This is a genomic window from Rhizobium sp. C104, from assembly GCF_022354505.1.
GTDB classification, from domain to species: Bacteria; Pseudomonadota; Alphaproteobacteria; order Rhizobiales; family Rhizobiaceae; genus Rhizobium; species Rhizobium redzepovicii.
The window spans coordinates 74,492-88,429 of the sequence record NZ_CP092349.1; the positions used below are offsets into that span (position 1 = coordinate 74,492).

Sequence of the window (13,938 nt, forward strand, 5' to 3'; positions counted from 1 at the left end):
CTTGCCCGATCCATGAGGAAAATCATGACCCGTTCACGGCAGTTGCGCCTCGGCGCCTTCATGCGCCCCGTCAGCCTGCATACCGGCGCCTGGCGCTATCCCGGTTCTTATCCCGACGCCAATTTCAATTTCGCCCATCTGAAGTCCTTCGCGCAGGCGCTGGAACGGGCGAAATTCGACGCCTTCTTCATGGCCGATCATCTTGCTGTGCTCAACATGCCGGTCGAGGCGCTGAGGCGCAGCCACACCGTGACCTCCTTCGAGCCCTTTACGCTGCTCTCGGCGCTGGCGGCGGTGACGGAGCGCATCGGCCTCGTCGCCACGGCCTCCACCACGTTCGACGAGCCCTATCACATTGCCCGGCGTTTCGCCTCGCTCGACCATATCAGCGGCGGCCGCGCCGGCTGGAACATCGTTACGACGTCGAACCCTGATGCCGCGCTCAACTTCGGCCTCGACGAACATGTGGAGCATGGCGAGCGCTATCATCGCGCCCGGGAATTCTATGATGTGGTCACCGGGCTTTGGGATAGTTTCGCCGACGATGCCTTCATCCGCGACCGGAAAAGCGGCCTGTTCTTCGATCCGGAGAAGATGCATGTGCTCGGCCACAAGAGCGAGGAACTGAGCGTCCGCGGACCGCTCAATATCGCCCGGCCGCCGCAGGGCTGGCCTGTCATCGTCCAGGCCGGCCAGTCGGACCCCGGCCGCCAGCTTGCCGCCGAGACTGCCGAAATGGTCTTCTGTTCGCCGCGCGATCTTGCCGCCGGCAAGGCGCTTTATGCCGATATCAAGGGACGCATGGAAACGATCGGCCGCAACCGCGACCATCTGAAGATCCTGCCCGCCGCCTTCGTTATCGTCGCCGATACGATCGATGAAGCGCGGGCCAAACGCGCCACCCTCGACAGCCTGGTGCACTACGACAGCGCCATCGCCTCGCTTTCGATCGCGCTCGGCCATGACGTTTCCGGCTTCGATCCCGACGCACCGCTACCATCAGATATTCCCGACACCAATGCCAGCAAGACCGGCCGCGCCCAGGTGCTGAAGCTTGCCGCCGAGGAGAAGCTGAACGTCCGCCAGCTGGCGCAGCGTTACGGCGGCTATGCCGGCCTCGCCTTCGTCGGCACGCCGGCAAGCATTGCCGACGAGATGGAACGCTGGTTGGAGGAGGAAGGCTCGGACGGCTTCAATATCGTCTTCCCCTATCTGCCGCAGGGTCTTCTTGACGTCACCGAGCGACTGGTTCCGGAGCTTCAGCGCCGCGGCCTGTTCCGCAGCGAATATGACGGCACGACGCTGCGTGAGCATCTTGGTTTGCCGCGGCCGGAGAACCGGTTTTTCGCACCCCCCACGTGAGGCGTGTCAACCGCTCGAACTCCTTTCGCCGTCGCGATCTCAAACGCGTCGCTTTCCCCCGGCACCAGTTCGAGCGGCCAGACAATATTGCGCCCCCCTTCGGGATAGAACGCGCGATAGGCCGGCACATGGGCGAGAAGCGTCTGTCCGAGCGCGACGCCGAGATCGTAGAGCGACATACGGAAGCAGCTGAGCGAAGGGTTTAGGAACCGTGCGCGCGGGGCATCGCGGAAGCCGATCACGGCAAGGTCGCGGCCGGGCATGACGCCCGATTCCATCAGGCGGCGGTAAAGGCCGATCGCCATCAGCTCGTAGATCAGGATCACCGCCGTCGGCCGCTCTTCGAGCAGCAGCAGCTCATGGGCCGCCTGGTAGCCGCCCTGTTCGCTCGACTTGACGCGAATGACGAGAGACGGATCGAAAGCGATACCGTGCCGCGCGAGCGCGCGGCGATAACTCTCTAGAAAGACATGGCCCAGGTTGACATCGCTCGACGGCGCCGTGATCGCGATCCGGCGGTGGCCGCGCGCGACCAGCCGGTCGACGGCGCGTTCGGCCACGCCTTCGAAATCGAGGTCGATCCAGGGGAAATTGCCTGGGGAAAGGCTGCGGCCGACCGCAACGAAGGGGATCTTTGCCCGCGACAGAAGATCGATGCGCCGGTCGAAGCGCTGCGTATTGGAGATGATCATCGCATCGACGATCCGGCGCGCCACCATTCGCTTCAGATATTCGTGCGGATCCTCGTCGCTCGGGCAGGGTAGCATGATCAGGTCGAGTTTGTGGCAGGCAAAGACGCTTTGCAGGCCGCTGGTGACGCCGAGGAAGAAGTTGTCGGCATTTTCGACCGCCTCCATGCTGGATTCGATCATCAGCCCGATGACCTTCGTCTCTCCTTGTCTGAGACTCCGTCCCGACTGGTTGGCGACGTAACCGAGTTCCTCGGCCGCCGCCAACACCCGCCGGCGGGTTTCCTGATTGACATCGGGCTTGCCGTTCAGCGCCCGGGAGACCGTGCCGATCGAGATATTCAACTGTTCGGCAAGCTGGCGAATCCCCTTCATCGCTGACGATTTTCCTCCCGTCCGTAATTTCCCATTTGGCGTCTATTGACACCGCAAAATGTTTTCGCCTACAGTCGTAAACGTTTACGGAGTGCGTGTCACGAGGAGAGTTGGCGCCATTCCCTGGAGGAAATCGTGAAATTCGGTGCCATTCTGTGCGGGTGCGGAGCTATGTCCAAAGGTTGGTTGCGCGCCATTGCGTCCAACCCTCAACTGGCTGACTCCATCGATATCGTCGGCCTCGTCGACCTCAACCGAGAGACGGCGGAAAAGCTCGCTGCCGAGTTCGGACTCGAGAGCGCCGTCATCGGCTCGGATCTCTCCGAGGTCATCGCCGCCACCAAGGCCGATCTGGTCTTCGACATCGTCATTCCGGCCGCCCGTTACGATGTCGTTTCGACGGCGCTCAAGGCTGGCTGCCACGTGCTTAGCGAAAAGCCGATGGCCGCCTCGCTTGCCGAGGGCGCCGCGCTGATCGACCTTGCCGCCGAAACAGGCCGGATCCACGCCGTCATCCAGAACCGCCGTTTCATCTCGGGCATCCGGCGCCTGCGCCGCTTCGTCGACAGCGGCGCGATCGGCGAACTCACCGGCATTCATTGCGATTTCTTCCTCGCGCCGCATTTCGGCGGCTTCCGTGAAGAAATGGACAATGTCCTGCTGCTCGACATGGCGATCCACACTTTCGATGCGGCTCGTTACGTCGCCGACCGGAAACCGCTCGCCGTCTATTGCGTCGAGCGCAATCCGAAGGGGTCGTGGTACCGGCACGCAGCCTCGGCGAACGCCATCTTCGAATTCTCCGACGACATCGTCTTCACCTATCGCGGCTCCTGGTGCGCCGAGGGCGAGCGCACCAGTTGGGAAAGCCAATGGCGTCTCGTCGGCTCGAAGGGCATGCTCACCTGGGACGGCGAGGAAAATTTCAAGGCGACCGTTGCCGGCGAGGAGCCCGGCCTGTTGCGCGGCTCTGCCGCCGTAAACGTTCCCGGTCCGGAACATGAGGCGGAAACCCACGGCCATGCCAGCGTCATCGCCGATTTCATCGCGGCGATCCGCACCGGCAAACATCCCGAAACGGTCAATTCCGACAATATCCGAAGCCTCGCCATGGTCTTCGGCGCGATCGAAAGCGCCAAGACCGGCAAGCGTATCGAAATTTCAGCATAGGATGACGTGACGTGAGCAACCCTGCAAAATCCATTCGCATCGGCACCATGGTCAGCGGCAACAAGGGCGATGCCGCCACGCGCATCGGCGAGATTGCCGACATGGGCTTCGAAAGCTTCGAACCCTTCTTCTGGCAGACGACCAAGGGGCAGAACCTCGCCGAACTCGGCAAGCGCTGCCTCGAGGTGATCGGCGACCGCGACATCACCATCTCGACGCTCGGCATGTTCGGCAATCCGCTGGAAGAGAGCGCCATCGACCTGGAAACACTGCAGGGCTGGAAGGACTGCATCGACAATGCCCATCACTTCGGCGCATCTTGCGTCGCCGGCTTCACTGGCCGCGTCCGCGGCAAACCGCTGACCGACAGTTTACCCCGCTACAAGCAGATCTGGAGCGAGCTCGCCAAGCGCGCCGCCGATAAGGGCATCAAGATCGCCTTCGAGAACTGCGCCATGGACGGCAACTGGGCGACCGGCGACTGGAACATCGCCCATAATCCGGATGCCTGGGAGCTAATCTTCAACGAGACGCCGGACGACCATATCGGGCTGGAATGGGAACCGTGCCATCAGATGGTCTATCTGATCGACCCCATGCCGCAGATCCGCAAATGGGCGCACAAGTTCTTTCACGTCCACGGCAAGGACGCGACCATCCGCTGGGAGATCATCAAGGAACACGGCATCTTCGGCAAGGAGAAATTCGTCTTCATGCGTACGCCGGGCTTCGGCGACAGCAACTGGACCGACATCATTTCCGAGCTGCGCCTTGCCGGCTGGTCCGGCTCGATCGACATCGAAGGCTGGCACGACCCGGTCTATCGCGACGAACTCGAAATGACCGGCCAGGTCTATGCGCTCAACCACCTCAAGCATGCCCGGGGCGGCGAATTCGTCGTCGATCCGGTCTGATGATATCGTTTCCGGCAAGGAGGAATTGCCGGACACGGGGATAACCACAAAGGAGGAGAACCATGGCTATCCGCAAATATGCAATTCTCGGCGCTCTGGCGCTTGCAGGCGTTTCACTCTTCGGCCTTTCGGCCAAGGCCGAGGACGTCACGCTGACGCTCTGGTCGCTGGATAAGGACACCCAGCCGGCGCCGAACCTCGTCAAGGAGTTCAACGCCCAGAACAACGGCATCAAGATCGAATATCGGCTGATCCAGTTCGACGACGTCGTCACCGAGGCCATGCGCGCCTACGCCACCGGCCAGGCGCCCGATATCATTGCCGTCGACAATCCGGAGCATGCGATGTTCTCGTCGCGCGGCGCCTTCCTCGACCTCACCGACATGATCGCCAAGTCGAGCGTCATCAAGCCGGATAATTATTTCCCCGGGCCGCTGAAATCGGTCGAATGGGACGGCAAATATTACGGCGTGCCGAAAGCGACGAACACGATCGCGCTCTACTACAACAAGGACATGTTCAAGGCCAAGGGCCTCGATCCGGCGAAGCCGCCGCAGACCTGGGATGAGCTGGTCGAGGATGCGCGCAAGCTGACCGACCCTGCCAAGAACGTCTACGGCCTCGCTTTCTCGGCCAAGGCCAATGAGGAGGGCACCTTCCAGTTCCTTCCCTGGGCGCAGATGGGCGGCGGCAGCTATGAGCATGTCAATGCCGACGGCGCGGTGAAGGCACTCGGGATCTGGAAGACGATCATGGACGAGAAGCTCGCGTCTCCGGATACGCTGACGCGCGGCCAGTGGGATTCCACCGGCACATTCAACTCCGGCAATGCGGCCATGGCGATTTCCGGTCCCTGGGAGCTCGACCGCATGACCCAGGAAGCGAAGTTCGACTGGGGCGTCACCCTGCTTCCGGTTCCCAAGGAAGGGGCCGAACGCTCGTCGGCCATGGGCGACTTCAACTGGGCGATTTTCGCCAGCAGCAAACATCCGGCCGAAGCCTTCAAGGCGCTCGAATATTTCGCCTCGCAGGACGACAAGATGTTCAAGAATTTCGGCCAGCTTCCGGCCCGTTCCGATATCACCATTCCCGAGACCGGCCAGCCGCTGAAGGACGCCGCCCTCAAAGTCTTCCTCGAACAGCTGAAATACGCCAAGCCGCGTGGGCCCCATCCGCAATGGCCGAAGATCTCCAAGGCGATCCAGGACGCCATCCAGGCGGCGCTGACCGGCCAGATGAGCCCGAAGGACGCACTCGACCAGGCCGCGGATAAGATTAAGGCTGTTTTAGGCTAGCCAGCGTCGAGCCGGCCGTTCGCTCCCTCTTCTCCCCAACGGGGAGAAGATGCCCGAAGGGCAGATGAGGGGGTGAGGAGCGCAAGCGACGAGCATTCTGAACGCAAGTGAAGAATAGCAAGCGCCGAACTCGGCGCCCCCTCATCCGGCTGCCGCCACCTTCTCCCCGCGGGGAGAAGGGGACTACCCACCGATGGCGAAGGCCATCAACCATTTCCTCCCGGCAGGGGCCGTCTTCCGCATCATGCGCCAGGCGGCCCCGATCGGAGCATCGGAGGACGCATGAAGAGGATCCTGATGAGCGTCAGGGACGGCCGTGGTTTCGATATCGTGCTCGTCGCTTTCCCGCTCGGCTTTCTGTTCCTGATGGCGGGTCTGCCGCTCATCTACAATGTGGTGATGAGTTTCCAGGAGGTCGACATGTTCAGCCTCGGAACCTTCTCGCGTCCTTTCGTCGGCTTCAAGAATTATACCGACCTCTTCGCGCAGCCGGAAACGCTGCCGATCCTCTACAATACCGTCATCTTCGTCACCGGCTCGATCGCCGGCCAGTTCCTGATCGGCTTCGGGCTGGCGCTGTTCTTCTGGGTCAATTTTCCCGGCGCCTCATGGATGCGCGGCCTGTTCCTCGTCTCCTGGGTGATGCCCGGCCTTGTCGTCGGCGCCATCTGGAACTGGATTCTCTCGGGCGATTTCGGCGTCCTGAATTTCATCCTCAGGGAAAGCGGCATCATCTCCGGCAATATCTTCTGGCGCTCCGATCCGCATTATTCGCTCTATGCCGTGATCATCGCCAATATCTGGCTCGGCACCTCGTTCAACATGATCCTGCTGTCCGTTGGCCTTGCCGGCATTCCCGCCGATCTCTATGAAGCCGCCGAACTCGACGGCGCCAATGTCTGGCAGCGCTTCTGGACGATCACGCTGCCGATGATGCGCTCGACCATCGGCGCCATCATCGCGCTCGGCCTGATCTTCACCCTGCAGCAGTTCGATCTTTTCGCCGCGATCACCTCGGGCGGGCCGAACAATTCGTCGAACGTCACCCAATATTGGGCCTGGGATCTTTCCTTCCGGCAGTATGATTTCGCCAAGGGCGCGACGATCTCCGTCATCATGATCGTCTTCGTCATGTTCGCCTCCGTCGTCTATGTCCGGTCCACACGCCATGAGGTGCGCGGATGAGCACGACGACCAATCGCGACCGCTTGATGCTGGCAATCTCGATCGTCATGGCGGCGATCTATCTCTTCCCACTCTACTGGATGTACATCACCGCGCTGAAAAGCGGCTCGGAGATGTTCGCCACGCCGCCGAGCTTCTGGCCGGCAGCACCCCAATGGGGCACCTACACCTATGTCTGGGAAAGCCGCGACATGGGCCGCTACCTCTGGAATTCGCTGGTTATCGCTCTCGGCTCCATGGCGCTGATCACCGTGCTCGGCGTCGGCTGCGCCTATGTGCTCGCCAGATACCGCAACGTCTGGGTGGATATCGGCCTGTTCCTGATCCTGATGCTGCAGGTCCTGCCGGCATCGCTGATGATCACGCCAATCTTCGTCGGCTTCTCGCAGATCGGCATGCTCTCCACGCCGCGGCTCGCCGTCATCATTGCGGTCGCCGCCAAGAGCATGCCCTTCTTCGTCATCCTGGTGCGCGCCACCTTCATGAGCGTGCCCCAGGAGCTGGAGGAGGCGGCCCTCGTCGACGGCAATTCGCGCGTCGGCGCCTTCTTCAACATCGTGCTGCCGCTCGCCCGCAACGGCATCCTCGTCAGCGCCATCCTGATCTTCATGCAGGCCTTCGGCGAATTCGTCTATTCGAAATCGATGATCCAGGCGGTCGACCTTCAGCCGGCAAGCGTCGGTCTCAACTCCTTCATGGGACCGAACACCAACGAGTGGAACAACATCATGGCCTACGCCACGATGTATGTGACACCCATCCTTGCCATCTTCGTTCTCTTGCAGCGCCGCATCGTATCCGGCCTCACCTCTGGAGCCCTCAAATGACCACACAGATCGAGCTCAGAGGCGTCAATAAATATTACGGCGCCTTCCACGCCCTGAAGAACATCGACCTGTCGATCGCCAAGGGTACTTTCGTCGCGCTCGTCGGCCCGTCTGGCTGCGGCAAGTCCACGCTGCTGCGCTCGCTTGCCGGCCTCGAAAGCATCTCGACCGGCGATCTGCGGATCGCCGGCGAGCTGATGAACGGCGTGCCTCCGCGCAAGCGCGACGTCGCCATGGTGTTTCAGTCCTATGCGCTCTATCCGCATATGACGGTCGAGGAGAACCTGACCTACAGCCTGCGCATTCGCGGCATCGCCAAGGCGGAAGCCAAGAAGGCGGCCGAAGAGGTGGCGGCGACGACCGGTCTTTCGCATCTCCTCAAGCGCTACCCGCGCGAACTGTCCGGCGGCCAGCGCCAGCGCGTCGCCATGAGCCGCGCCATCATCCGCCATCCCAAGGCCTTCCTGTTCGACGAGCCGCTGTCCAACCTCGACGCGGCGCTGCGCGTCCATATGCGCAAGGAAATCCGGTCGCTGCACGACCGGCTGAACGCAACCTTCGTCTACGTCACCCACGATCAGGTCGAAGCGATGACGATGGCCGACCATGTGGTGGTGATGCGCGACGGCGTCATCGAACAGCAGGGGGCGCCACTCGATCTTTACGACCGGCCGGCAAACCGCTTCGTCGCCGGTTTCATCGGCTCGCCGGCGATGAATTTCATTCCCGCGATTGCCGCCGAAGACGGCAGGAGCCTGATCCTGGATTTCGGCGCGGTGAAACAGTCGCTTGCGCTCACCCGCACCGTCGAGCCAGGGCGCAAGCTCGTCGCCGGCATCCGGCCGGAACATATCGGCGTCGTCGAGCCCGGGCATGGCACTTTCGACGTCCCGATCGCATTCGTCGAATCGACCGGCTCGTCGACCTTCATCGTCGCGGAGACCCAACCGGAATTGACGATCGTCGAGACGCGCCGCGACAGGGTCAAGACGGGAGACAGGATCGGACTTTCGATCGATCCGGGGCAGATCCATCTGTTCGACGCATCGACGGACCGTGTGATATAACATCGCCGGCGCAGAGACGCTGACGGTTTCATAAAACCATCATCAGCCTCTGCGAAGGGATTGCTCCCGCACGAGTCACTCCGTCACATCTGCAGCATCCGGATCTTCATCATGACATCCTCCCTGATTTCAGCGCGCCTTTCCCCCACGGCGTCGTCCCGCCTCCTCGTGCTTGCCGAAGCGGTGGTGAAGGCGGGCGAAATCGCCCGCCGCTCGCTGCGGCGGCGAACCTCTCAGGAAATGCTCGCCAAGGCGCCGCGAGACTATCAGACCGAGATCGATGTCGCCGTCGAGCGGATCATCGTCGACGAAATGACCAAGGCCTTCCCGGACTACGCCATCCAGGGCGAGGAAGCCGTCGGCAACCGCACGGCGGGGCCGGAAACGCCGATCATCTACATCGACCCGATCGACGGCACCACCAATTACGCCTGGGGCCTCCCGCATTTCGGCATGACGATCGCGATCGCCGAGGGTGGTCGGCTGGTCGCCGGCGTCGTCTATGACGCCATGCAGGACGAGCTGTTCAGTGCCGAGCGCGGCGGCGGCGCCTATCTTAACGGCGAGCGCATCCGCTGCGCCGATGTCGGCGATATCGAGAACGTGCTCGTCGGCGCCGGCCTGCCGATTCCGGGCCAGGTCAAGGCGGTTACGGAAGAGGTCTATTTCGACGCCATCAAACGGCTGATGGCCAATACGGCAGGCGTGCGCCGCCTCGGTTCGGCGGCGTTGTCGATCGCCTATGTCGCCTGCGGCCGGCTGGACGGTTTCTTCGAGGACGGGCTCGCGGTCCATGATTTCGGCGCCTCGGCGCTGCTGGTCGAAGAGGCAGGCGGCATCGTCACCCGTTTTTCCGGCGCCGCCGTCGACGGGAAGGGCGATATCCTTGCCGCCAGCAAGGTGCTGCACCCCTGGCTTAGGGAAGGCTTCCTGGCGAAGGCGTAATTGCTTCAGACCGGCAGCAACCGTCCGAGCTGCGCACCGGTCGTTGCCGGGGCTCCCTGGTGAACGAGTGTATTGTCGCGGAAGACGAAGAAACTCGTAAAATTCGGCTCGACCTTCATCCCGGCCTCCATCCGATCGTCGGGCGCCACCATTGCCTTCAGGCGGCTGCCGTCCGCAAGATCGATATCGACGATCTTGTGCGTGCCGAAATCGACGATGCGATGGACGCTGGCCGCGTCTGCTCGATACGAAGGACGGATCGTCAGCGCTTCCGGGCGGGTGGCCAGCGTCACCGGCCCGTCCTCGACGGGAACGGCAAGCGGGAAGAGCGGATGGTCGCAGACGCCGTTTCGGGTGCGGCTCTGGACGAAGTTCATCGAGCCGATGAAACCGGCGACGAAGGCCGTCTGCGGCTGCCGATAGATGGTGCTCGGTGGCGCGATCTGCTCGGTGCGCCCATCACGCATGACGACGATGCGGTCGGCAAGCGCCAAGGCCTCGTCCTGGCCATGGGTAACAAAGAGCGTGGTAATGCCGAGGCGCTGCTGGATATCGCGCACTTCCTCCCGCAGCCTCTCGCGCAGATGCTGGTCGAGGCTGGCGAAGGGTTCGTCGAGCAACAGGATCTTGGGCTCGAGCACCAGCGAACGCGCAAGCGCGACGCGCTGCTGCTGTCCGCCCGACAGTTGCGTCGTCATCCGCCGCCCGTAATCGGCAAGGCCGACCATATCGAGCGCGTTCTCGACGCGCTCACGGATTTCGGATTTCGGCAGGCGCCGCAGCTTCAGGCCGAATGCGATATTGTTGAAGACATCCATATGCGTCCAGAGCGCGTGGCTCTGAAACACCATGCCGGTCGGGCGCCGCTCGGGTGGCAGGTTCGTCACATCACTGGCATCGATGCGGATCGTGCCGCCGCTCGGCCGCTCGAAGCCGCCGATCATTCTGAGAAGCGTCGACTTACCGGAGCCGGAGGGGCCGAGCAGACAGACAAGCTCGCCGTCGCCGACTTCGAGCGAAAAGTCGTTGACGGCAAAGGTGGTTCCGAACAGTTTCGAAACGCTCTCGATTGCCAGATGTGCCATTCTCAAACCCTTTCCTCGATTGAGGCTTCTCAGGCGCCAAAACCTCTGGCAAAGGCGCCGGTGCCGATAACGCGGCGGGCAAACATCAGCGCGATGAAGGACGGCACCCACAGCATGACGGAAAGCACGGCGCCGTATTGCACGACGATTTGATTGTTGATGAAGCTGATCATCAGCACCGGCATAGTGCGGATCCCAGGCGCCCCGATCAGCCAGGCGCCTTCGGTCTCGTAGAAGGTGCCGACGAAGGTCAAGAGCAGGGCGGCTGATATCGTCGGTGCGGCCTGCGGCAGGGTGATCGACCAGAAGACGCGCAGCGGCGCAGCACCGGCATCGCGGGCCGCCTCTTCCATGCGCCGGTCGACATTCTGGAAGGCTGCGACCGGAATCCAGATCATCAGCATCAGCGTGCCGACGAGCTGGATCAGCACCACGCCCCAGAAGGTACTGATCAGGCCGAGCTGCAGGAAGATGCCGGCAATGGCGACCAGCAGGCCGAATTTCGGAAAGGCATGCGATGCGAGAAACGACAGGAACAGGATGTTTCTTCCGGGAAAACGCAGGCGCGCGAAGGCGTAGGCCGCGGGAAGGCAGATGACGGCGGATAGGAACGTTACGGTCGTCGTCAACCGCAGGCTGAGAAACAGGGCATCCCAGACATCCGGCCGCGCCAGCGTCTGGCCCCAGAAACGCAGGCCGAACTGCTGCGGGATCACCGATGGATAACGCCAGATCTCGGTGAAGGCCCAGGTGCCGACGACGATCAGCGGCAGGGCGATCAACAGCGTCAGCAGACAGGCGAAGACGAGGCCGACCCAGTCGAAGCGAAGGGTGATGCGCGATCCGCCGGCACTCATGGCCGGGCCTCACGGTTGCGGGCGATCGACCGGATGTAGAAGATGCCGAAGACCAGGCAGAAGCCGAATGTGATGACGGCCTGGGTCATGGCATCAAGCGGATCGTTCATGTCGGCGAAGGTGCGCTGCATGAACGGCCCCATCATTTCAGGCGATGCCGGGCCGAGCACATAGGGAAGGGTGAAGGCGGAGAAGATGCCGAGCACGGCAAAGGATGCAGTAACCAGCATGGAATTGCCCATGCGCGGCAGGATGATCGAGACGAAGACCCGAAGCGGCCTTGCGCCGACGTCGCGGGCCGCCTCGACGGCGCTGTTCGAAACGGAGGAGAGGCCGGCCGTCAGCATCAGTACCGTCAGCGGAAGATTGTCCCAGACGAGGCCGATGACCGGTCCCCATGGCGTCAGATAGGGCGTGCGCAGCTTGGGCAGGCCGACGGCGTTCAGCAGCAGGTCGACGGTGCCGTTCGGCCCGACGGTCCTGATCAGCGCATAGGCGAGGATAATCGACGGCACGAACATCGGGAAGATCGCCAGCGCCTGCACATAGGCGGCAAGGCGCCCTTGCGAGAAGCGAAGATAAAGCGCGATCGGAAAGCCGATCGCCAGCAGCAGGGTGCCGCAGACGGCAGTGGTCCAGAGCGTCATCCACAGGTTGGCGAGGCTGTAGCCGTCGGTGAAGAAGAAGCGGTAGGAGGCGAACGTCAGGTCCGTCGCGCCATCGGGGCCTCGAACGAAGATGGTGCCGACGACCGCCGAAAAGATCGGATAGACGATCAGCCATGCCAGCAGCAAAACCGGCAGGGCGACGAGGAGGAGCCCGATCGAGCTCCCCCTGTCAATGGGTTGGTGGCGGCGCGGTGCCGCCAGCGCGGTATCGGCGGACATCAGGTGCGGCTGATACCGGGAGCGACGCTGCGGTACCAGCCGTCGTTGATCGCCTTTTCCCAATCGCCGCTCGGGAAGGTCGGAATGGTCGACGGAATGACGTCGGCGTATTTCTTGCGCAGATCGTCGGAGATGTGATCCCAGGAGATGGCGGGGAAGCCGCCGATCTGGGTGATGATCGCTTCCTGCATCTCCTTCGTCAGCATGAAGGCGGCAAGCTTCAGCGCCGCATCCTTGTTGGCGCCGTTCGAGAAGACGGTAATGCTGGAGAAGCCGCCGCAAAGGGCGAGATCGCCAAGCTGCACTAGGCCGGTCGTCTCCGGCAGCACGCCCTGCGCGATCGCCTGCAGCACCTGGTCCGACCAGACCGGCACCATGGTGACGACACCCTGGGCAAGCAGCTGGATCGACTGGGTGTTGCCTGATGTATAGGCGCCCTTATCGTAGAGCGAAGGGGCGAGATCGTTAAGGATCTTCCAGGCCGGCGTCAGTGCCTCGGTACCGTAGTCCGCCGTGTAATTGTCGACCTTGAATTTCTTCGGATCGCGGCCGTTCACCTCATGAATGGCGCGGCGGACGAAATTGCTGCCCGAACCGCCCTTGTCGGGTCTGTTATAGATGAACTGGCCCGGATTGGCCTTGATCCAGGTGGTGAGCTGCTCCCAGCTCTTCGGCGCGTCCTTCGGGTCGAGCTTGGTCGTGTCGTAGGCCAGCAGGACCTGCGAGCCGCGATAGGGAAGGGAGTAGGGAGTATCGAGGGCGAGCGGATTGATATGGTCATAGCCTTCGACGTTTTCGGCTGACAGTTTCAGCCAGAGGCCGGCATCGATGCCGCCCGCCGGCAGGCGCGGATCGAATTGCTCGAAAAGATCGGCCTGCGGATCGGTTTTGGTCTTCAGCGCTGCGAGCGCGCGATCAGCGATGGCGCGCAGGCCGTTATTGTCGCCGGCATCGGTCACCTTCAGGGCGACTTCAGGATGGGCTTTTTGAAAGGCGGGGCGGATGATGTTGTTCCAGAGGTCGATGATATTGGCATCCGAACCGCTGTAGAGGTCGATCGTGCCGGCCGCGGCCGATGCGAAACGCGGAAGAGCCAGAAGACCGGCCGCAGCCGACGATGTGATCAGAAATTCACGCCTGTTCATAACCCATCTCCATCAGGTATCGAGGCTCCGCCTCCGCAGGATTGTTCAGGACTTTGCTAGCGCCGGCGCGTAACATCGACATGACAGGAACGGCGCTATTCGGAGAGAATTGCACAGCTGTGCTTATTTCCGCCC

12 protein-coding genes and 1 pseudogene are annotated in these 13,938 nt (G+C 62.3%); 8 read left to right on the forward strand and 5 right to left on the reverse strand.

Annotated features, from left to right (window positions below):
* Positions 1-24 precede the first annotated feature (24 nt).
* On the forward strand, positions 25-1,362 hold the full coding sequence (locus MF410_RS23670; protein ID WP_097627900.1) for an LLM class flavin-dependent oxidoreductase: 1,338 nt from the start codon (positions 25-27) through the stop codon (positions 1,360-1,362).
* A gap of 35 nt (positions 1,363-1,397) precedes the next feature.
* On the opposite strand, the pseudogene MF410_RS23675 reads toward MF410_RS23670, so the two are convergent.
* Positions 1,398-2,426: pseudogene (locus MF410_RS23675) on the reverse strand (substrate-binding domain-containing protein); the annotation flags it as partial.
* 135 nt (positions 2,427-2,561) lie between these two features.
* Between MF410_RS23675 and MF410_RS23680 the strand changes: the two are divergent.
* The 7 genes from MF410_RS23680 to MF410_RS23710 all read left to right on the forward strand — a co-directional run bounded on the left by MF410_RS23680 (position 2,562) and on the right by MF410_RS23710 (position 9,829).
* Positions 2,562-3,596, forward strand: coding sequence for a Gfo/Idh/MocA family oxidoreductase (locus MF410_RS23680; RefSeq protein WP_097627902.1), 1,035 nt, complete (start codon positions 2,562-2,564; stop codon positions 3,594-3,596).
* A gap of 11 nt (positions 3,597-3,607) precedes the next feature.
* Entirely contained in the window at positions 3,608-4,510 is a 903-nt protein-coding gene (locus MF410_RS23685; RefSeq protein WP_131711321.1) for a sugar phosphate isomerase/epimerase, read from the forward strand.
* Positions 4,511-4,572: 62 nt separating this feature from the next.
* Positions 4,573-5,805, forward strand: a complete 1,233-nt coding sequence (locus MF410_RS23690) for a sugar ABC transporter substrate-binding protein (protein ID WP_097627904.1) — start codon at positions 4,573-4,575, stop codon at positions 5,803-5,805.
* Between the two features lie 282 nt (positions 5,806-6,087).
* Complete coding sequence (locus MF410_RS23695) at positions 6,088-6,990, forward strand: sugar ABC transporter permease (protein WP_003595640.1); 903 nt, start codon at positions 6,088-6,090, stop codon at positions 6,988-6,990.
* On the forward strand, positions 6,987-7,817 hold the full coding sequence (locus tag MF410_RS23700; protein WP_097627905.1) for a carbohydrate ABC transporter permease: 831 nt from the start codon (positions 6,987-6,989) through the stop codon (positions 7,815-7,817). Before MF410_RS23695 ends, MF410_RS23700 begins: the two co-directional genes overlap by 4 nt.
* Positions 7,814-8,884: an ABC transporter ATP-binding protein gene (locus MF410_RS23705; RefSeq protein WP_097627906.1), complete on the forward strand. Its 1,071-nt coding sequence runs from the start codon at positions 7,814-7,816 to the stop codon at positions 8,882-8,884. Before MF410_RS23700 ends, MF410_RS23705 begins: the two co-directional genes overlap by 4 nt.
* Before the next feature lie 111 nt (positions 8,885-8,995).
* Positions 8,996-9,829 carry an inositol monophosphatase family protein gene (locus MF410_RS23710; protein WP_097627965.1) on the forward strand — a complete coding sequence of 278 codons (834 nt, stop codon included), beginning with the start codon at positions 8,996-8,998 and terminating at the stop codon, positions 9,827-9,829.
* Between the two features lie 5 nt (positions 9,830-9,834).
* Here MF410_RS23710 and MF410_RS23715 read toward each other — a convergent pair whose 3' ends face one another.
* Genes MF410_RS23715 through MF410_RS23730 form a run of 4 tightly spaced genes read right to left on the reverse strand, consistent with a single transcriptional unit; the run spans position 9,835 to position 13,803 of the window.
* Positions 9,835-10,914: an ABC transporter ATP-binding protein gene (locus MF410_RS23715; protein WP_097627907.1), complete on the reverse strand. Its 1,080-nt coding sequence runs from the start codon at positions 10,912-10,914 to the stop codon at positions 9,835-9,837.
* Between the two features lie 29 nt (positions 10,915-10,943).
* Positions 10,944-11,771 carry an ABC transporter permease subunit gene (locus MF410_RS23720; RefSeq protein WP_097627908.1) on the reverse strand — a complete coding sequence of 276 codons (828 nt, stop codon included), beginning with the start codon at positions 11,769-11,771 and terminating at the stop codon, positions 10,944-10,946.
* The gene (locus tag MF410_RS23725) at positions 11,768-12,658 is read right to left on the reverse strand and encodes an ABC transporter permease subunit (RefSeq protein ID WP_097627909.1); all 891 of its coding nucleotides are present in this window, start codon (positions 12,656-12,658) and stop codon (positions 11,768-11,770) included. Before MF410_RS23725 ends, MF410_RS23720 begins: the two co-directional genes overlap by 4 nt.
* Positions 12,658-13,803 (reverse strand): extracellular solute-binding protein, encoded by a 1,146-nt coding sequence (locus MF410_RS23730; protein WP_097627910.1) that lies wholly within the window; start codon positions 13,801-13,803, stop codon positions 12,658-12,660. The genes MF410_RS23725 and MF410_RS23730 overlap by 1 nt, the downstream gene beginning before the upstream one ends.
* Positions 13,804-13,938: the final 135 nt, after the last annotated feature.